General features: G+C 41.6%; 18 protein-coding genes. 11 read left to right on the top strand and 7 right to left on the bottom strand.

Annotated elements, in window-relative coordinates:
* The first annotated feature begins 7 nt into the window (after window positions 1-7).
* Both V6E90_RS11650 and V6E90_RS11655 read left to right on the top strand, forming a co-directional pair.
* Entirely contained in the window at window positions 8-1,648 is a 1,641-nt protein-coding gene (locus tag V6E90_RS11650) for a thiamine pyrophosphate-binding protein (protein ID WP_332605409.1), read from the top strand.
* Between the two features lie 142 nt (window positions 1,649-1,790).
* A complete protein-coding gene (locus tag V6E90_RS11655) occupies window positions 1,791-2,984 on the top strand; it encodes a hypothetical protein (RefSeq protein WP_023270039.1) in 1,194 nt (397 codons plus the stop codon).
* A 70-nt stretch (window positions 2,985-3,054) separates the two neighbouring features.
* On the opposite strand, the gene V6E90_RS11660 is transcribed toward V6E90_RS11655, so the two are convergent.
* Window positions 3,055-4,050: an AraC family transcriptional regulator gene (locus tag V6E90_RS11660; RefSeq protein WP_332605586.1), complete on the bottom strand. Its 996-nt coding sequence runs from the start codon at window positions 4,048-4,050 to the stop codon at window positions 3,055-3,057.
* 349 nt (window positions 4,051-4,399) lie between these two features.
* Between V6E90_RS11660 and V6E90_RS11665 the strand changes: the two genes are divergently transcribed.
* Window positions 4,400-5,881 (top strand): flavin-containing monooxygenase, encoded by a 1,482-nt coding sequence (locus V6E90_RS11665; protein WP_332605410.1) that lies wholly within the window; start codon window positions 4,400-4,402, stop codon window positions 5,879-5,881.
* Between the two features lie 105 nt (window positions 5,882-5,986).
* Here V6E90_RS11665 and V6E90_RS11670 read toward each other — a convergent pair whose 3' ends face one another.
* The 3 genes from V6E90_RS11670 to V6E90_RS11680 form a co-directional block, all read right to left on the bottom strand.
* Window positions 5,987-6,916, bottom strand: coding sequence for a metal-dependent hydrolase (locus tag V6E90_RS11670; protein WP_332605411.1), 930 nt, complete (start codon window positions 6,914-6,916; stop codon window positions 5,987-5,989).
* Window positions 6,906-7,769 carry an alpha/beta fold hydrolase gene (locus tag V6E90_RS11675; protein WP_332605412.1) on the bottom strand — a complete coding sequence of 288 codons (864 nt, stop codon included), beginning with the start codon at window positions 7,767-7,769 and terminating at the stop codon, window positions 6,906-6,908. The genes V6E90_RS11670 and V6E90_RS11675 overlap by 11 nt, the downstream gene beginning before the upstream one ends.
* Before the next feature lie 182 nt (window positions 7,770-7,951).
* Window positions 7,952-8,809, bottom strand: coding sequence for a LysR family transcriptional regulator (locus tag V6E90_RS11680; protein ID WP_065342847.1), 858 nt, complete (start codon window positions 8,807-8,809; stop codon window positions 7,952-7,954).
* A 167-nt stretch (window positions 8,810-8,976) separates the two neighbouring features.
* Here V6E90_RS11680 and V6E90_RS11685 point away from each other — a divergent pair, with 167 nt between their 5' ends.
* The 4 genes from V6E90_RS11685 (at window position 8,977) to V6E90_RS11700 (ending at window position 12,214) form a co-directional block, all read left to right on the top strand.
* Window positions 8,977-9,663 carry an ankyrin repeat domain-containing protein gene (locus V6E90_RS11685; protein ID WP_023270033.1) on the top strand — a complete coding sequence of 229 codons (687 nt, stop codon included), beginning with the start codon at window positions 8,977-8,979 and terminating at the stop codon, window positions 9,661-9,663.
* Between the two features lies 1 nt (window position 9,664).
* Window positions 9,665-10,126 carry a nucleoside deaminase gene (locus tag V6E90_RS11690; RefSeq protein ID WP_023270032.1) on the top strand — a complete coding sequence of 154 codons (462 nt, stop codon included), beginning with the start codon at window positions 9,665-9,667 and terminating at the stop codon, window positions 10,124-10,126.
* Between the two features lie 19 nt (window positions 10,127-10,145).
* Window positions 10,146-11,318, top strand: a complete 1,173-nt coding sequence (locus tag V6E90_RS11695) for a cyanate transporter (RefSeq protein WP_332605413.1) — start codon at window positions 10,146-10,148, stop codon at window positions 11,316-11,318.
* Window positions 11,319-11,758: 440 nt separating this feature from the next.
* Window positions 11,759-12,214, top strand: a complete 456-nt coding sequence (locus tag V6E90_RS11700; protein ID WP_332605414.1) for a hypothetical protein — start codon at window positions 11,759-11,761, stop codon at window positions 12,212-12,214.
* A 172-nt stretch (window positions 12,215-12,386) separates the two neighbouring features.
* On the opposite strand, the gene thiM is transcribed toward V6E90_RS11700, so the two are convergent.
* Both thiM and V6E90_RS11710 read right to left on the bottom strand, forming a co-directional pair.
* Window positions 12,387-13,202, bottom strand: a complete 816-nt coding sequence (gene thiM / locus V6E90_RS11705) for a hydroxyethylthiazole kinase (RefSeq protein ID WP_332605415.1) — start codon at window positions 13,200-13,202, stop codon at window positions 12,387-12,389.
* A 24-nt stretch (window positions 13,203-13,226) separates the two neighbouring features.
* A complete protein-coding gene (locus tag V6E90_RS11710; RefSeq protein WP_065342842.1) occupies window positions 13,227-14,387 on the bottom strand; it encodes a hypothetical protein in 1,161 nt (386 codons plus the stop codon).
* A 230-nt stretch (window positions 14,388-14,617) separates the two neighbouring features.
* Here V6E90_RS11710 and V6E90_RS11715 point away from each other — a divergent pair, with 230 nt between their 5' ends.
* The 3 genes from V6E90_RS11715 to V6E90_RS11725 all read left to right on the top strand — a co-directional run bounded on the left by V6E90_RS11715 (window position 14,618) and on the right by V6E90_RS11725 (window position 16,402).
* Entirely contained in the window at window positions 14,618-15,091 is a 474-nt protein-coding gene (locus V6E90_RS11715; protein WP_332605587.1) for a DUF2147 domain-containing protein, read from the top strand.
* A 143-nt stretch (window positions 15,092-15,234) separates the two neighbouring features.
* Window positions 15,235-15,711, top strand: coding sequence for a DUF2147 domain-containing protein (locus tag V6E90_RS11720; protein ID WP_016541098.1), 477 nt, complete (start codon window positions 15,235-15,237; stop codon window positions 15,709-15,711).
* Between the two features lie 217 nt (window positions 15,712-15,928).
* On the top strand, window positions 15,929-16,402 hold the full coding sequence (locus tag V6E90_RS11725; RefSeq protein WP_004808015.1) for a DUF2147 domain-containing protein: 474 nt from the start codon (window positions 15,929-15,931) through the stop codon (window positions 16,400-16,402).
* A gap of 62 nt (window positions 16,403-16,464) precedes the next feature.
* On the opposite strand, the gene V6E90_RS11730 is transcribed toward V6E90_RS11725, so the two are convergent.
* Window positions 16,465-16,722, bottom strand: a complete 258-nt coding sequence (locus V6E90_RS11730) for a hypothetical protein (RefSeq protein ID WP_004652954.1) — start codon at window positions 16,720-16,722, stop codon at window positions 16,465-16,467.
* 340 nt (window positions 16,723-17,062) lie between these two features.
* Between V6E90_RS11730 and pepN the strand changes: the two genes are divergently transcribed.
* Window positions 17,063-19,669, top strand: a complete 2,607-nt coding sequence (pepN, locus tag V6E90_RS11735) for an aminopeptidase N (protein WP_332605416.1) — start codon at window positions 17,063-17,065, stop codon at window positions 19,667-19,669.
* Window positions 19,670-19,767 lie beyond the last annotated feature (98 nt).

Raw genomic sequence — 19,767 nt, forward strand, 5'->3', positions numbered from 1 at the left:
TATAGCAATGACAGAACGTGTAAATGTCGGCGAAGCCATCGCCCGTGTTTTAGAAGCACACCAAGTAGACAGTATCTATGGGGTGATCTCGATCCATAACTTACCGATTGCCGATGCAGTCGGTCGCCGTGAAAAAATCCGTTTTGTGGCGGCACGTGGTGAAGCGGGTGCGGTCACGATGGCAGATGGTCACTCACGCTTTAAAGGACTCGGTGTCGCTTTAACCAGTACGGGTGCGGGTGCGGGGAATGCAGTCGGTTCACTGATTGAAGCGATGAATGCAGGCAGCCCAGTGTTGCATTTAACAGGGCAAGTTGAGCGTGAATATTTGGATCGTGATGCCAGCTTTATTCATGAAACCAAAGATCAGCTGACCTTCTTACGTGCATCGAGCAAAGCTGCATTTCGTATTACCAGCCCTGACAATGCGGTGGGTGTGATTCGTGAAGCGATTCGTGTAGCAACGACAGTACCAATGGGGCCAGTCAGTGTTGAGTTACCGATTGATGTGCAAGCAACAGAAATTGATTTGCCGCTGAACTTAGGGCCAGTAAAAGCCCTTGAATTGCCACAAGCTGAACAGATTGAAGTCGACTTAATCATTGAAGAACTGAAAAAAGCCCAACGCCCCGTGTTCTGGATTGGTGGTGGAACGCTGAACAGTGTTGCGGAAGTTAAAGCCATCGCTGATCTCGGTATTCCTGTGGTGTCATCAACACATGCGCGTGGCGTATTGGCCGATGATCATCCACGTAGTTTAGGCGCATTGCATAACTCGGCTGGCGTTGAGCAGTTGCTTAAAGAGGCTGATCTATTGGTGGTGGTGGGTTCACGCTTACGTAGTAATGAAACCAAAACCTATTCCGTGCAGTTCCCTGACAATATTATCCAGATTGATGCCAATCCCGTCGCACAACAGCGTAATTACAAGGTTCGTAACTTCATCTGTGGCGATGCCAAAGATGTGTTGCAACGCGTATTGACGGGCTTGCAAGGTATCTCAAAAGTCGATGCGGAATATGATGCAGCGGTGGTGAAGGCAAAACAGGCCGCAATGGAGGCATTACGTACGCAACTGGATCAGTACGCTTTAATCTGTGATCACTTACGTGCTGCATTACCGCAAGATGGTATTTTTGTACGTGACATTACCATGTCAGGCAGTACTTGGGGCAGTCGTTTATTCCCAGTGCAAGCACCGAATCAGAACATTCACTCTTTAGCAGGGGCTATTGGTTTGGGGCTGGCCACTGCGATTGGTGCGTCGATTGCCAATCCTGACAAGAAAGTGATTGGTTTGGTCGGTGATGGCGGTTTGATGCTAGGTATCGGCGAAATTGCAACCATGGCGCAAGAAAATACCAATATGGTGCTGATGATCATGAATGATGGTGGTTATGGTGTGATGCGTGGTATCCAGAAGAATTACTTCGGTGGTCGCCAGTATTTCAATGAATTGCATACCCCAGATTATAAGGTTCTAGGCGAAGCAATGGGCGTGAAGAGCTGGAAAGTGGGCAGTGCTGAGGAATTCAAGACGGTGATTAAAGAAGCCGTTGCTTTCCAAGGGCCAAGTGTGATTGAGCTAGACATGCATTCAATTGGGCCATTGAACTTTGCCGGCCCACCACAGAAAAAATTGTATTAATCCCGCTGAGCATTGGCAGTCCGTGCTGATGTGAAGACCGTTTTATGGGCAATTTTTTTTGCCCATAAAACAATAAAAACTATGTTTTACAGGTAAAACAAAAACAAGGCCAACAGGATCGTTGGGATGAAGGGAAGTAGATATGAAAAAGACATCAATGGTCGCGATGCTTGCTGCACTGTATTTGGGTATGACATCCCATGCATTTGCGCAAAGCTCAGCCCTCGAATGGAAAAGTGAAGATGGAACGGATTCGGTAAAATTGGGTGGCGTGGTGCGTTTGAACCAACGCTATGAAAATTGGGAGGGACCTAATGGCGGTTTTGGTAAGCTTTATTTTGATATTTTTAGGGTCGATCTGAAAGGCAAATTTGACGATGCCTATTTTAACGCCAGTTATTTATTTCAAGATCAAGAGAAACGTTCGATTGAGAAAGCTTATGTTGGCTATAATCTCAATGAAAATAATAGTATAGAAGCTGGTTTTGTCTATAAGCCATTCACCATCTATCCTTATCCGCAAAATGGCTGGACTTATCATATTCCATTTTTCTTGGGCTATGGCAATAACATTGCACCCGGTTTGAACTGGAATTTTCACAACAAGGATTGGGATGTGAAACTCGGCTATTATCCGCAAATGTTGGAGACCAGCCTACGTTACTCGCCTGAAAGTGCCACCTATGATGACCTAACGGACAATGCATTTCCCACTCAGAAAGCCTATCAAAATGAAAAACGCCATCAATTTAACACCCGTATTGTACGTAAGTTAGAAACCGAGTTTGGTAAGCAAGAATTTGGTGTATCAGGGGCAATCGCGCAATTGCATAATAAAACGACTGATAAAAATGGTCAGTATTATGCGGTCGGTTTGCACACCGACAATAATTACAAACGTTTTAATTTACAAAGCTCTGTGATTCATTACCAATATGATGCCAAAAATCCAGATGGGGTCAATAATGACATGACCTTGATGGGCAATAATGGTTTTACCCCTGCCTATTTCATTGCTTCAGAAGCAACAGTGGCCAGCTTAAACTTGGCTTATACCTTACCTGTACAGGATATGGGCAAACTTAAAGCCATTCGTTTCTATAATGACTATAGTTATATGGACAAGAAACGTGATGATTGGTCAGATTCACAAATGAATACGACAGGGATGATGTTTATTGCTTCACCGTTTATGGTCTGGGCAGATTATACCTGGGGTAAAAACGCCAACATTATTGGTGGCGCATCCAATGCAACGGGGTTCACCTCAACGGTTTCTCCATATAGTGATCAATGGTTATATCGCATTAATCTCAATATTGGCTTTAGTTTCTAAATTTTAAATCAAGACTTTTTGAAGGGGTGAGTCATGTCGATGATTCGCTCCTTTTGCTTTTAAGCGGCTTTTAGTTGAGATGGTTTTTCCGATATTCTGACGGGGTCTGATTTTCCCACTGTTTAAAGGCACGGCTAAAGGCACTTTGTTCAGCATAGCCGAGTAACAGTGCAATTTCAGTGAGTGACAATTCGGATTTGACCAAATAGCTTTTTGCCAGTTCTAAACGAATGCTTTTTACGAGATCACTATACTGCAGGTTATAACCGCTCAGCTTACGATAAAAGCTTCTTAACGACAGATTCATCTGTTTGGCAATATGCTCCGCCGAGGGTTCACCCATCTTGAGCATATTCACAATCATTCGCTGTAAATCTTTTAAGAAAGTATCAGGATTTGGAATGCTTTTGAGGAGTGCTTCTGCCTGTTGATCCAACAGTTTTTTAAGATGCGGATCATGACTTGGAACAGGAAGATAAAGAATTTCGAGTGGTAGCCATAATTTTAACACATCAGCATCAAAACTGACGGGGCAGCCATAGACCTCTGGGTAAGGTGTAGTATCCGCAGGCGCAACAGCCGAGAACTCAATCTTTAAGGGCTGAATATTTGGTTGATGTAAAATCTTTCGGATGGTACTCAATACGCCTGAAAGTAGAACCTCATTGGAAAGCTGAGAATTTTTATGTACCACGGGCGTCCAGCACATACAAAAACGATCTTCTTTCTGCACAATCGAAAATGAAGCAGAGTTTTGCAAAAGGGGTTGGAAATTCTTAAAACAATTCAAAAAGCTGAGTAGATTAGGGCTGGATAAGGCCAAGTAACCTAAAATATGAATATGGTGAGGTTCCGATAGTTCACCAATATAATGACCCAAAACAGGTGTTGGATGTTGCTGGTAGATTTGTTCGAGCAGATTCCACCATTTGTGTAATGGCATTCTTGGCTGATTGGCATACTGCTGTACAAGTTCATTGAGCTGATGATTCGAAATATTTTGTTGCTGAAGATACTTGTCGATGAGTTCTAACAGCACCGATGGAATACTTGGAATTTCAGTCATAATTGCTCTACTAGTTTTCAAGTCAAATCCTTTAACCCAATTATAGATAAATCATCGTGGCGATAACGTTGTTGATTTACCGCTTTATCTTAGCCGATTCAATTCAAAGTTTTTGTATCATCAAGGGACAGAATCATGAGCTTTGATCTCAAAATCTCTCATTAATAATCAATAGAATAAGACATGATTAGAGTGTAGTTCATTCATTTGACTTTGATTATTTTAATCTGGCATTGACGGTCAAGTCTTTATTGGACAATCAAATTATTTTCCACAGATAGGTCTGTTTATAAAATTGTTGATTTATGAATGGGTTGAACTGACAAGATTTTATATTTTGGAGTGGAAAATGTCAGATTTAAAGCAGGATGTGGTAGTAAATAATCATCAATTTGATGTAGTGATTATCGGGGCTGGTTTTTCTGGAATTGCCGCTGGGATTAAACTGAAACAGCAAAATATCAATAACTTTATTCTGGTCGAAAAATCACATGAAGTGGGTGGTGTTTGGCGGGAAAATACCTATCCAGGTTGCGAGTGTGATGTGCCATCTTCGATTTATTCCTATTCATTCGCACCGAATCCAAACTGGAGTCATATTTTCGCGAAACAAAAAGAGATCCAGCAGTATATTCAAGATGTCAGCAAGCGCTTTAAGCTGGATCAGCATATTCTGTTTAATACCGAATTACAGCAAGCCTCATGGTCGCATGAGCAACAGTGTTGGCAAATTGAGACCAATCAAGGCATCTATCAGGCACGCTTTGTCTTTTTTGCGGTTGGTCCGTTGAGTGAGCCGACAATGCCGACTGTAAAAGGGTTAAATCGTTTTAAAGGTGAGGTCTTCCATTCCGCGCAATGGAATCATGCGGTTGATTTAAGCCATAAACGTGTCGCCGTGATTGGAACGGGGGCATCGGCGATACAGATTATTCCTGCGATTCAACCGATTGTGAAACAGCTTTATGTGTTTCAACGCACTGCGCCATGGGTGATTCCGAAACCGAATCTGGTGCTGCATGATGCATCTAAAAACGTTCAGCAAAAAGTGCCCTTTACCATGCACTCTCTACGCAAATTGACCAGCGTGTCTATGGATATGTTCAGTTCCAGTGTCAATCAACCAAAAACCTTGGAGGCTTTAGGTAAGGGGCTGATTCACTGGATGCACTATCAGATTCAAGATCCAGCGTTACGAGAGAAAGTCAGACCAAAATTTACTTTGGGATGTAAGCGGATTTTATTTTCAAATACCTATTATCCTGCACTCGCTGCCCAAAATGTGGAGCTGATCGATCAAGGCGTAAAGGAAATCACTGCAAAAGGTATTCTGGTAGATGGTCAAGAAATTCCTTTGGACATCATTGTGTGGAGTACTGGTTTTGAGGTGGCAAAACCGCCGATTGCCAAACGGATTGTGACCAAAACAGGTGTGTTGCTAGATGATGTCTGGCAAAAAAATACAGTACAGGCCTATAAAGGCTGTGTGGTGAAAGATCTACCCAATGCCTTTATGTTGCTTGGTCCCAATAGTATTAGTTATAACTCCTTAATTAGTGCAGCTGAAAACCAGATTGATTATGCAGTCAAAGCCATACGGTTTGTCTTGGACAATCACTTAAGCAGTTTTGAAATCTCTACTTTTGCGGATGATCAATATAATCAAAAACTGCAAAATAAGTTGAATGGAACTGTGTTTAATCAAGGTGGCTGTGCCAGTTATTATTTAGATGCTCAGCAAGTGAATGTTGCGAATTATCCGTGGACGATGCAGTACATGAAAAAAGATATGACAGAATTCGATAGCTATAGTTATCGCTTTTATCGCTAAAACCTTAATTAAAAGCCTTATATGAATAAGGCTTTTTTATGTCTGTTTTTCTCGAAAATAAAAAAAAAGGCACATCATGTGCCTAAAAGAGGAAGATTTTAGATATTAACTAGCGCGAAGTTTGGTTAAGGCTTTCACAGCAGGAGAGTGGTTTAACACCTGTAAGGCTTTGTTGGTATCACCTTCATAAAATGGGTGATAGCTGGGTTTAACCCAATGTCTTAAGCTAGAAATCATCGCGAAAAAACTGGGTACTTGTTTGCTGCGGGCGTTTTCAATCGCTGTGTGCCTTAATGCCCGAATGAGTCCGTAGTTTTGATAAGGATCTGCACGTTGGTCTTGTTGCGCTAGTTTTTTAAAGCAATGATAAATGGCAAAGGTGAATAGTGGAGCAATAGCCAACATAATCGTTTGGCGTTGCAGATAGGCAAAGGCTTTGTTATGTTCGCCGCATAAATGCATATATAGATCGAACGCCACGCTGCGGTGTTCAACTTCTTCAGCCAGATGCCAAGTCATTAAATCCGCCATCATTTCATCAGCAGTTTTATTTTGCCATGGTTGGTCATCGAGACACCACGTGCCTAACATGGTGGTAAAGTGCTCAACCGCAGCAGCAATACCCACGCGAATGGTTAGCCAACGATATTCTAGATTTTTGGAAAGGGTTAAGCCAAATGGTGCTGTATTGATTTGTTTAAACATGCTGTCTAGAGAGAGAAGAAATTCATCAATCTCATAATCATAGTGGCGTAAATAGTCTTGAGCGACTTTATGCGCGGAGGCATGGTGCGCTTCTTGATGGACAAAACCTTTTACATCGGCACGTAGCTTTTCATCGCGGACATAAGGCAAGGCTTCATTAAAAGAACGGCACATCCAAAGTTCACCCACAGGTAAAATTAAATGAACGGCATTAATTAAATGAGTGGCAAAAGGATTGTCATAGATCCAATGCTCGGGCGTATGGCTAAAATCGAATTGCACACGGCGTTGCTCAAGATAATGATTTTCCAGTCGTTGTTTAGGATGCATGGTGTTCTCCCTCATTCACGGCATTGATAAAATAATGGCTGAGTTGCTCGGCATTCTGGGCTGGAATCCAATGCGTGGCATCTAGATAGATTTCTTGATATTGACCAGTAAAAAACTGTTTATTCAGCTGTGCACTTTTTTTGCCAACCGCAATATCTTTATTGCCCCAGATAAATAAAGTGGGCACTTTTACCTTTTTAAAGCTGGAGCCAATAGGCGCCAAAGGCATACTGCGATACCAGTTAATGGCTGTGCCGATACGGTTTTCTTCAATGAAATGCTGCTGAAAATCTCTGATTTGTTCCGTATTCATCCCTGAATTTTTCAGCAATAACTGGCTTAGTGATTTGGCTCTTTTAAACAGCAGTTCAGGTATAAAGGGGAGTTGAAAAAAGCCAATATAGTAGGAGGTGAAAATTTGCGTACTGCTGAGCATGGATTTTAAAAACGCACCTGTATGTGGTACTGAAACCAAAGTCAAATGTTTGACTAGATTGGGATATTGTTGGGCCAATTCACAGGCCACAATTGAACCCCAATCATGACCTATCACATAGACGGGTTGCCCTAATAAATCGATGAAAGTTTTGACATCAGCAACCAGTTCCGCAATTGCATACTGAAAACGACCCTTGGGAGAGGCTGCTAAGCTGTAGCCACGTTGTTCAATGGCAAAGGTTCGAAAGTTCTGCTGATTGAGAATGGTACTGGTGGCTTGCCAACTGTGTGCGGTTTCAGGAAAACCATGTAATAGAATGACAGGTTTACCATCGATTGGCCCCGAATCAATCACATTAAAAATCAGGTTATTACGACAATACTGGCTGTATCGTTTTTCTGTCTGTTTTGCCATGCTGACCTACTTATCAAAGATGTCTATTTCAATTGATAGTAATCAGCGCTATAGGCATAGTCTTGACAGTAGAGGATGGAATTTAACTTGTTGTGCCATGGCATATATTTTTGGCACATGCAGCATATGACTTGGCACTTAAAGACGGTTGATTGCAAGATTGAGCGGGTATTTCTGTTTAATCATTCGGCTTTGCTTTGTTCAAAGCGATGTTGCAGCACCGTGGTCATCTGCTGCAATAGAATTGCGACCAGTCCTTCTTTATCCCACGCATAGATGGAAACGGTCATGGCTTGTGCCTTACCCAAAGGTAAATATTCCCGTACCCGATGACCTGTGGTGGTGGCAACGGGCAAAAGTGATAAACCGAGACCTGTTTCAACCCCGACCAATACGCTGGCTAAACTATTGCTGGTAAAGGCGATATAGCCATGTAGGCGCTCGCGTTCAATTCGTTCAAACATTTCATCACGATAGAGCCCACCTTGTGGGAAGGTCACCAAGGGTAGTGGATCAGACCAATCCCCGCCATGATCGATACTTTCAAACCAAGCCATTTCTTCGGGGAAACTGGCATGATGGTCTGAACTGGCCGCTGTTTCTTTAACAATCACAATATCAAGTTGTGCATTGCGATAACGTTCCATCAAATCACGGCTGAGTCCAGCCGTCACATCCAATCGAACAGTACGGTGTTGTTTGCTAAAAGCACTTAAAGCCAAAGCCATATCTGTATTCATAATATCTTCTGGTAAACCAATCCGAATGGGAATCGTACCTGAAGGATCACCCAAAACGGTTAGTGCTTCGTGTTGCAAGGCCAAAATCCGCCGTGCATAGCTAATCAGATATTCACCTGAATTGGTCAGTTGTAAGGGGCGCGAATTACGGTCAATCAAGCTCTTACCCACAGACTCTTCCAATCTAGCGAGTTGTTGGCTGATTGTGGATTGGGTCATATGCAAGCGCTCGGCAGCTAAGGTAAAGCTGCCTGCGTCAAAGATACTGACAAAGGCGCGGAGTAAACGTGGATCAAACATATCGAAATACTCAGAAAACCGAAGTTTGAAATGAGATTGAACTTTGTATTCATAATCTTAATGCATTTCATTAAATAATTTAATTTTTAAATAGCAATAAAGCTGATTATGCTAAACACAGATTCTATTTCTCACCTGTCAAACAAGGCTGATCCATGGAGGGTTCTATGCACAAATCATTTTTGTCTGTTGTATTTGCAATTGCATTGACTGCATGTAGCCACGCAACTTCGGGAGATGCTATGCAAGAAGAGGCCTTACATACGGCGGCTGCACAGAATAATGTGGCACAAATCCAGCAATTGCTCGCTCAAAATATTCAGATTGATGCACGTGATGCGTCAGGTTCGACCGCTTTAATGCTTGCAACACGTGCCAATAATCTCGATGCCGCACAAGCCTTGATTAATGCAGGTGCGGATGTCAATGCCAAAGATCAAATTCAGGACAGCCCTTATCTTTATGCAGGGGCACGTGGCTATTTAAAAATATTAAAGCTGACCTTACAGCATGGAGCCGATTTAAAAAGTACCAATCGCTATGGAGGCACAGCCTTGATTCCTGCGGCTGAACGAGGTCATGTCGATACCGTACGTACTTTAATTGAGGCAGGTGTTGATGTCGATCACATCAATAACTTGGGCTGGACCGCTTTATTGGAAGCGATCATTTTAGGTAATGGCAGTCAACCCTATCAGCAGATTGTTGATGTGTTGATTGCTGCTGGTGCTAACGTCAACATTCCTGATGCTGATGGGATTACAGCGCTTGAGCATGCCCATGCACGTGGTTATAGCACTATCGAAAAAGCTTTATTGCGTGCAGGCGCAAAAGCAACGTTATTGGAGCGTTAAAATGCAGCAGGATCATGATTTTCTGCGTCAGGCGATTGAACTGGCGTATCAAAATTGCGAGCAAGGTGGGCGACCCTTTGCTGCAGTCTTAGTGAAAGATGGCCAAGTGATTGCATCAGGTGTAAATGAAATACTGAAAAGCAATGATCCAACAGCACACGCAGAACTCTTGGCGATACGCGCGGCAAGCCAACGATTAGGAACAGCTAATTTGGATGGTTGTGTTGTATTCGCCAGTGGGCAGCCTTGCCCCATGTGTTTGGCAGCCATGCGCATGGCGGGAATTAATCGTGTGATTTATGCACATTCAAATGATGATGCTGAGGCATATGGCTTATCGACAGCAGCAATTTATGCGGATTTAGCAAAACCTTTTGCAGAGCAGTCTATGATGATTGGTTATGTTCCCATAAGAATCGAAGCCAAGCCAAATTTGTATGGCTATTGGAAGTCTATCTCATGATTGATATACGGTTAAAACCATGAGTGCGATCAAACATCGATCATTGTTGATCATCACCGTTGCTTTGGTTGGATTAAATCTTCGGCCATTTATGACCAGTGTCGGACCTGTTGCCAATCAGATTCGTGCGACTACGGGTTTGAGTCTGCAAGGGATTGCGCTATTAACCCTGGTACCAATGTTATTGATGGGACTGATCGCCTTCGTTGGTCCAGTTCTGCAAAACCTGTTTGGTGAACGTCGCGCGATTGTTGGCGCATTGGTCATGATTTGCGTGGGCTGCGGTTTACGCTTTTTTACTGTACATGGCTGGGCTTTAATCTTCACCGCTGCCGTGATTGGTTTTGGCGTTGCTATGATCCAAGCAGCTTTCCCAAGTCTGATTAAAAGAGAGTTCCATGAACATTTGAGTCCGATGATGGGGCTTTATTCAGCCACGTTAATGGGGGGGGGAGCGCTTGGGGCATTGCTTGCCCCAGTAGCGACAAACAGCAGTGGTGACTGGAAAATCGGGCTGGCTGTTTTTGTATTGCCTGCATTACTGGCTTTGATCTTTGCAACGTGTGTTTTGACTCAGACAGCACAGCAGCATAAACAAATGCCTTCGGTGATGCGGTTGTTCAAGCAGCCAAGAACATGGTTGCTGATCTGCTGTTTTGGTTTAATCAATGGCGGCTATAGTTCGATTGTGGCTTGGCTTGCACCTGCTTTTCAAGCACATGGTTGGGCCGCAACGGCCAGTGGAAATCTGATGGCTGTGTTGACACTGAGTCAAGCAGGGGCAGCATTGCTGTTACCTTATTTATCTCGAAAACAGCGAGATCGTCGAATCTGGGTAGGATTAACTTTAATTTTGCAACTGATTGGCTTCACAGGCTTGGCTTTTTGGGCAGATGCTTTGCCTTATCACTGGGCAATCACCGTAGGAGCAGGTTTAGGGGGATGCTTTGCTTTGTTGATGATTGTGGTGCTTGACCATTTACCTGATCCTGCACATGCGGGACAACTTTCAGCCTTAATGCAAGGTGGTGGATTTTTATTGGCTGCAATTGCACCTTGGTGGGTAGCGGTATTACATGATATGACAGGGACTTATGCTGCAGGATGGATCTGGCATTTAACGATGGTCGTGATTGTTGCGGTATTGATGCTTCGACTCAATCCAAAACATTATGATAAAGTGATGGCCTAAGCGTTTAATCAAAAACAAATCCATGAACATTGATTAAAATTACTTTTAAGGCCTGTTATGAATGAAATCCGTAGCTTAAAGTATAGCAAGAAGATGCATCGTGATTTGAGAAAACATGAGAAATCGAAGTCTTATTTTGATTGTAATGCTTTTTATATTGGGTTGTTCTCAAGCCAAGATGTCGTATAAGCACAGGTTTTTAGAGCAGGTCGAAACACTTACACCCGTTCCATATAAAGCATGCATGGTGAACTTTATTGACCAGAATTGGGAGAGCGTTTGGAAGGACTATCATTTCAAAAAGAAAAGAGAGCCTAAAGCACAGGCCGATATTGTTGAACTGATGATCATGCTAAATCTTGATCAATGTAAGCCATGATTAAATACTTTATTTTCAAGGCGAGATGTTGATGCTCTAAGCTGAGCATAGAAGATGATTTATGAAAAAAAATATAGCGATTACTTTATTAATTCTTTTAACGTTGATTCAATTTCTCGTCATTTTGTATTTATGGAAATACCTTGCGACACCTAAAATTCATGTTTTGGAAAGACCTTTAAGCATCGCATCAAGTTTTGATAACTATTCAGACTACACCATTTTACCTGCAGGGACCGTGTTATATGATGATAGTGACGCATTGAATAGAAGAGTTATGGTGTATTTCAATTTACAAGGCGTTGATTTTAAGTTTATTGAACAAGATGCAGATATTCTCAAGCAGCCCAGTGAAGTCGCAGCGATTAGAGTGACTGAATTGGCAGACCTATTAAAATCTGTACCCTTAACCAAGAAAGATATTTATTTAATTATTCAATATGATGAAAGTTTGAGTGAGGCCGAACGTTTGTTGTACTTTAAACAATATCAGATTGATCGCAACAGCTTTGAATAGATCGGAAATGTTACTCAGCGAAAAAAGCTCAATTTAGTCCATTGTTAGGGCGTTAGTTAATGGGTTCAGTTAAAATTGGATCGATAAAACGCAACTGAAGGTTGCGTTTTTAGCATCGCTAAGTAAGGTATAATACTCAAGCAGGAAAGTCTTTTATTGATTGATAAGTGACCTAAACGATTTTAATGTCGACATATTGCTGGATTAAATTGTCATCTAACATATGCACATAGTCCAAAAAGGCCACATTAAAACTGCCCACCGTTTGTGCATGGTCATAGGCCAATTTTCCTGCAATGGCAAAATGAATATGTGAGGCAAGTGCAGCAATGGTTGGACTGCTGACAGCATGATAGGCTGCAGTTAATGCACCTAAGGCGCAACCTGTTGCGGTAATTTTAGGTTGTAAAAAACAACCACCATTGACTTGAATCACAGCATCAAGCTGTTTCGAGATAATGAAGTCTGATTCACCTGAAATCGCAATACATTCTGTATGTTGTAACAGGCTTTTCGCCTGTGCATAAACCTCATGACTATTTAAAGTGCTATCCACGCCTTTAGACTGAATCTGGCTGCCTGCTAAAGTACTGATCTCAGAGGCATTACCACGAATGATACTCGGCTGGAACCTTAACAATTGATCAACTGTCTCACTGCGCCACTTTAACACTGCCCCATAACCAACTGGATCAAGTACCCACGGCACCTGATGTTGTTGCGCAGCTTGAGCCGAAATTAACATCGCTTCGGTTTGTTCGCTGGTTGGTGTTCCAATATTAATACTCAAGGCAGCACTGATTTTAGTAAAATCTTCGGCTTCGAAGGGATTATCAATCATGGCAGGTGAGGCACCTGCTGCAAGTAAAATATTTGCCACATAATTATTGGCAACACTATTGGTCATACATTGCACTAAAGGTGTTTGTTGTTGTAAGGCGCGCCAAGCATCAATGACTTGATCAATCAATTGTTGTTTGTGTGACATGACATATCCTGAATAAAGTCTTTATTAACGGGTGAAATAATGATCTTGATGCTTGCATTGACGACAAATTAATGACACATAATCTGTGGCATCATAATCCACGATTAAGTCATTTGAACCGCAATACATGCAACGTTTAACTGAGTAAAAACTTAAACGCGGTTCTATTTTTCGCCAAGACTTCCAGACCGGCTGAATAAAAATACTCTCGTCATAACCTAAAAATTTAAACAGCAGGATTTCACTCATTTTGCTAAATGGAATCATGTAAGGTCTTGGTAATGTCGTTGTTTCCCAACGTTCGGTCAAAGCGCGTTCACGATATTGTTCTAAAGTCTTTTTGAGCAAGCTAGTGTTGATAAATTTATCATTTTTTGGCTGCAATGCGTTCTGCTTATGCAGATATTCTAAAGCGGTTTGGATCAGGTAAAAAATCTGCCCCACAGCCAAACCTTCCATTAAACGGTAGCAAAAAGCTTGGAAGGGTCGATTACCTGCAATTTGGATACCCCAAGTTCGACAATAGAACTGCATGAACTGCACAATTTCCTGATAGAGCACCAGATACAATGCGTCTTTGACTTCGTCTGTACTTTTAAACGGAATTCCTTGGCTTAGATTTTCATAAAACCAATGGCGTAATTGTTGGGCCACACTAAACAAGCTTGGATCTGAGTAACCATCCAAACGGACATTGAGATAATAATGCTCCGTTTCTAAGCCTGTATCTTGTGATTTAAGTATCCCTAATTTCAATAACTCTTGAACTAAATGATTCTGAAATAAATAGTTGGGTGTAAATTCTCGATATTTAATATTCTGCCAATGAATCAACTCATCATGTTGTACATCTTCCCGCGCATAGCTGTCCAGCAGGCTAAGCAAGAATAGTTTATGCAAAAAGCTCAGTTGATTCAGGCTGTAAATCACTTCATCTTTGACTTTGTATTTACGTTGTTCTTGTAAAATGGTCTGCTGGGTTTGTTTTTTTCGTTGCGCCGTACACTGAGCACAGTGACAATTTAGTTTGCTGTCACTTCTAAAAACGCGGTGCTGGCAATGGCTGCATTCGTGAAATTGAAATTCTTGGCTGTATTGTTCTGCCTCGACCCAGAACATTGAAGCGTGGCACAGCGGGCAATGGCTACTTTCATCTAACTGTTTTTGTAGAATCTGTAAATCCATTGAGATTAAACCTATGACCATTAAATAGGGGATTATACATGCTGTATCAGTAGAGTGATGCAAAGTTTATAGATAGATAAAAATTATGACTAAAATGAGACCTAATCTACTGAATTTTATATAAAAGATAAGCCTATAGCTTTGTAGTTTTTTAAACTATGCTAAATTCCTGCGCCAATGAGAATCATAACGTCAAATCAATTGAACAAAGCAAAAGCAGAGGGGAAAACATAAATAACCAGATATGGATGCAATGTATGCTCGGCCTAATGGCTTGTTTGAGCAGTATTTTAACCTATGCAAGCCTAATTGAAGGGTATTGGCGCAGCATTGATGATCGAACTGGAGAACAGCTCACCATCATTGAAATTAGAAAAGCGCCTGACAATACTTATCGTGGCAAAATTGTCTATATTTATCCCAATGCACAGGGGGTTGTGGTCACACACTGTATGAACTGCCCAGCACCGTATACAGGGAAACCTCGCATGGGTTTAGATGTGTTAACGGATTTGGTTGAAGATCCCCAAAAGCCGAATAATTTCATTAATGGACGCATCATTGAAAGCAAAACAGGCAAGGTGTACAAAGGCAAAGCGCGTTTAACCGCGGATGCTAAACGATTACATATGCGAGGCTATGTTGGAATTTCTGCTTTAGGTCGTACCGTCGTCTGGATTCGAACCGACAGTGCCAATCCTTAAACATTTATTTTTAATTGTGTGAATTATTTAAAATTTTGTTTGATTTTAAACAATTAAATATCCTTTGGTCATGTTGACTGTTTCTGTACATTTGCATAAAAATGAAGTGATAGACGGATTTATTTTGCATTACGGAGCTTATTATGCAAAAACACACACTCATGAAAGGAATCATGGGCATTTCTTTGACTGTATTCGCGACATTCGGTTTTGCTTCTACACCTGAAGGATTTTGGAAAAGTATTGATGATCGTACCGGCGAGCAACTTTCAATCGTAGAAATTAAGAAAAAACCAGATAATACTTATACGGGAACGATTGTGTATCGCTATCCTGTTCCAGGCGGGGGCAATGTCTTGACGCATTGTGTGAAATGTCCAGAACCTTTTAAAAATAAGCCGATTCAGGGATTACAAATTGCGTGGGGATTGAAAGAAGATCCGAAGAATCCAAATCAATATATTGATGGTCGGGTACTTGAGCCTAAAACGGGCAATATTTATAAAGGTAAAGCACAACTGAGTGCAGATGGAAAGCGCTTACGTATGCGTGGTTATATGGGAATTTCAGCTCTTGGTCGTACCCAAGTCTGGATTCGTACTGATAGTGCGAATCCTTAACGCTATAAACTGCTTGTTAGTCAGCCTAAACGACCCGTTTAGGCTTTTTTTATTTGTACTAAAGAATGCATATATAGGTGTCAGATTGAGCCATTAGATCAGTTATTTCTTATACAAATGAACGCTAGCGTACAGTGTAACTTGGGTAAAAGTGTGATAATTTCCGTGCATTAAACCTATAAAGATGAATAGGTTACTTTTTTAAGACGGGGTTAATATGCTAAATCGTATGCTCATGAACGGAATCATGGGGCTCACTCTTGCTTGTGCAAGCGCAACAACTTTCGCTGCTTCGATTGAAGGCTACTGGAAAAGCATCGAAGAACGTACAGGTGAACAACTCTCAATCGTAGAAATCCGTAAAGGAAATGACGGCCGTTATCATGGGAAGATTGTTTATCGTTATCCAAACTCACATGGCATTGCCCTTACCAATTGCACCAAATGTGCAGCACCGAATACCAATAAACCGATTTTAGGCTTAGAGATTTTATCAGGCTTTAAAGAAGACCCAAACAAACCTGATTCATATATTGATGGTCGGGTTTTGGAACCGACTTCAGGCCGTATCTATAAAGGTAAAGGTGTGGTGACTGGAGAAGGCAAACGTTTACGTATGCGTGGTTATATGGGCGTTTCAGCACTGGGACGTACGGTCGTTTGGCTACGTACTGATAACGCAACACCATAATTAGATATTTATAAAAAAACCTCGAATTGGCTTCGAGGTTTTTTTATGGTTAAAGTAAGTGATTAAACAGGGCATGGTAAGTTTTCGTCCTCCTGACCGATTTTTTTAGCTGCAATAAGCGCTTGTACTTTTTTACTCGGTAGCTTTTCTTTACCAAGTGCGTCATAGGTGTTCACGATATTGGTCACTTCTAAAGTTGTCAGTTCAATTCCCTCTGCTGTTAAAAAAACGGAAATTACATGATGATCCACGCCAGCTTTAGCAAGATCGTGGATCGCCTTGATATTTTCTAAACGATATAGGTGTGCTTTTAATTCCATCGTCTTTACCCTCATGTGTTTTATTGTATGACCTACATTGGCATATTAGGTTAAGCAATAACCGTGCACAAAATGTAAAACGCAGGAAAAAAATGTAAGTTGAGTGATAAAACCCATTTGGTTGTGTAGCATTTATTTAAGAATGGAAAACGATGTTGTAATTTTGTCTAAACGGCATGTGATTTGCTCAATAAATTTGAAAACCTGAAAACTAAACCCAATAAAATTCTTAAAACGGGTGTGTGACCCTAAAGACAGCTTTTGTAAGTTGGCGTATGATCGACTCATCAAGAGTCTTGCCAACAAGACCATCCGACATGATGAAAGATAAGGAATACTGATGAATATTGCGGCGCAACCTCCAGTACAAGCAGATCAAACCATTTATTTAAAAGACTATCAAAAGCCTTCTTTCTTGGTTGAATCGATCAATCTGGACATCCAAGTTTATGATGATCATACGCTTGTTGATTCTACGCTGGTGATGAAACGCCAAACGACTGGTGCTTTGGTGCTTTTGGGGCGTGATCTGGAATTAAAATCGATCCAACTCAATGGGCAACTCCTGAGTGCAGAGCAATATCTGTTAGATAGTGAACAATTGCTGATCGCTGATGCACCAGATCAGGTCATTCTACAAACTCAAGTGATCATTCATCCTGAATCGAATACGCAATTAGAAGGTTTATACAAGGCAGGTGATTTATTTGTCACTCAAAATGAACCTGAAGGTTTCCGTAAAATTACTTTTTATCCTGACCGTCCTGATGTATTGGCCGAATTTACCACACGTGTAGAAGCGGATAAGAAATATCCAGTACTGCTTGCAAACGGCAATTTATTGGAAACTGGAGAGGCTGGGGAAGGCCGTCATTTTGCAATTTGGCAAGACCCAACCAAAAAGCCAAGCTATTTATTTGCCTGTGTGATTGGTGATTTGGCGGTATTGAAGGATCGTTACACCACGTCGGAAGGTCGTGATGTTGCCTTAGAAATTTATGCAATTGAAAAAGATATTCCGAAATGTCATATCGCGATGGAGGCTCTAAAGCACTCAATGCGTTGGGACGAAGAACACTATGGTCGCCCGTATGATCTCGATAACTATATGATTGTCGCCGTCAGTCAGTTCAACATGGGTGCGATGGAAAATAAAGGTTTAAATATCTTTAATACGTCTTGTGTACTTGCTGATGAAGAATACACCACTGATGCTGCGATTATGCGAGTTCAGTCAGTCATTGCACATGAATATTTTCATAACTGGACAGGCAACCGAATTACCTGTCGTGACTGGTTCCAATTGTGTTTAAAAGAAGGTTTAACGGTTTTCCGGGATCAGTCTTTCTCTGAGGATTTACAATCAGCAGCCGTACAACGGATTGATGATGTAGCGGTATTGAAATCGCATCAATTCCCAGAAGATGCGGGCCCCTTATCGCATCCGCCTCGTCCAGACCATTTTGTTGAAATCAACAACTTCTATACCGCGACAGTGTATGAGAAGGGTGCTGAAATCAACCGCATGATGGCAACTCTATTAGGTAAAGAAAAATACCGTCAAGGCACAGATGAATATTTCCTGCGTCATGATGGGCAAGCGGTTACAGTTGAAGATTGGGTTGCGGCATTGAGCGCAGGTTCAGGTGTTGATCTATCTAACTTCCTGACGTGGTATAACCAACCCGGTACGCCAAAGTTAGAAGCTAAAGGTGAATATGATGCTGCTGCACAGACCTATCGTTTAAGCTTCAAACAAAGCTTGAAAGCACATCCAAAATATCCAAATCTCAAAGCAGTGCCAATTCCGGTGGCTCTGGCATTATTTAATGCCAATACAGGTGAACAATATACCTTGCACAGCACTGATCTGTTTGTGAATGAGGTCAAAGATGGCGTGTATTTATTTGATCAAGATGAAGTAACAATTGAATTTACAGGGGTGACTGAGCAACCTGTAGCTTCGTTATTACGTAATTTCTCGGCACCTGTGAATTTAGTCTTTGATTATTCTAATGATGATCTTGCCTTCTTGATTCAGCACGAAACCAATGGCTTTAACCAATGGCAAGCGACACAAACCTTATTGGAACGTATTCTTTTAGAAGACCATAAGGTGGATACCTATATTCAGGCAATTAAAAATACCTTGCCAGACTTAGTGAATAAAGATCCGTTATTGGCATCGCGTTTATTTGATGTACCAAGTGAAAACTATTTAGGCAGTCGTATTGATCAAGACTATGAGCCTGAACTGATTCGTGAAAAGCGTGAAGCTGTGCTGGATCGTTTAGCACGTGATTTAGGTTCATTCTGGAAAGAGACTTATTTGGCCTTAGATCCAGACCAGCAAAAAGAGTTTTCTTTGGCGATGGGCGTACGTTCATTAAAGAATATCACTCTGAATATGTTGGCGCGCCAAGGCGATGAGTCCGTGTTTGATTTGGCTTATGCGCAATATCAACAAACAGGCAATATGTCTGAACGTTTAGGGGCATTACGAGTTCTAGTCTGGAATGATGCACCGCAAGCACAGGCTGCACTCGCAGATTTCTATAACCGTTTTAAAGATGAAGCCTTGTCTTTAGATCAGTGGTTTAGCATCCAAGCATCGAATCCATGTGCGACAGCGGAAACCATTGAATATCTGACCAAACATACGGATTATGATCTAGGTACACCGAACCGTATCCGTGCCGTAAGTGGTGGTTTGGCGGCAAATCCAGTCAATACGTGGAGCTTTGGTGTCGATCATTTCATTGGGTTGGCTGCTTATCTGGATGAGAAAAACCCAATCTTAGGTTCGCGTTTATTACAAGTGTTATCACGTTGGTACACTTTGGCTGAACCACAACGTAGTCAGGTACAACAAGCCCTTAAAGCATTGCAACCTAAAGTAAAATCGAAAAATGTAGCAGAAACATTGAACAGTCTACTTAGTATTTAATTGATTGATTGAATCAATAGGAAAAGGATGTCGTCAGACATCCTTTTTTATTTGACAATCAGTATTGTCAGAAATAGTATGGAAATCATTCGAATGTA

The sequence above is a fragment of the Acinetobacter sp. ESBL14 genome, assembly GCF_036668815.1.
GTDB lineage: Bacteria > Pseudomonadota > Gammaproteobacteria > Pseudomonadales > Moraxellaceae > Acinetobacter > Acinetobacter gyllenbergii.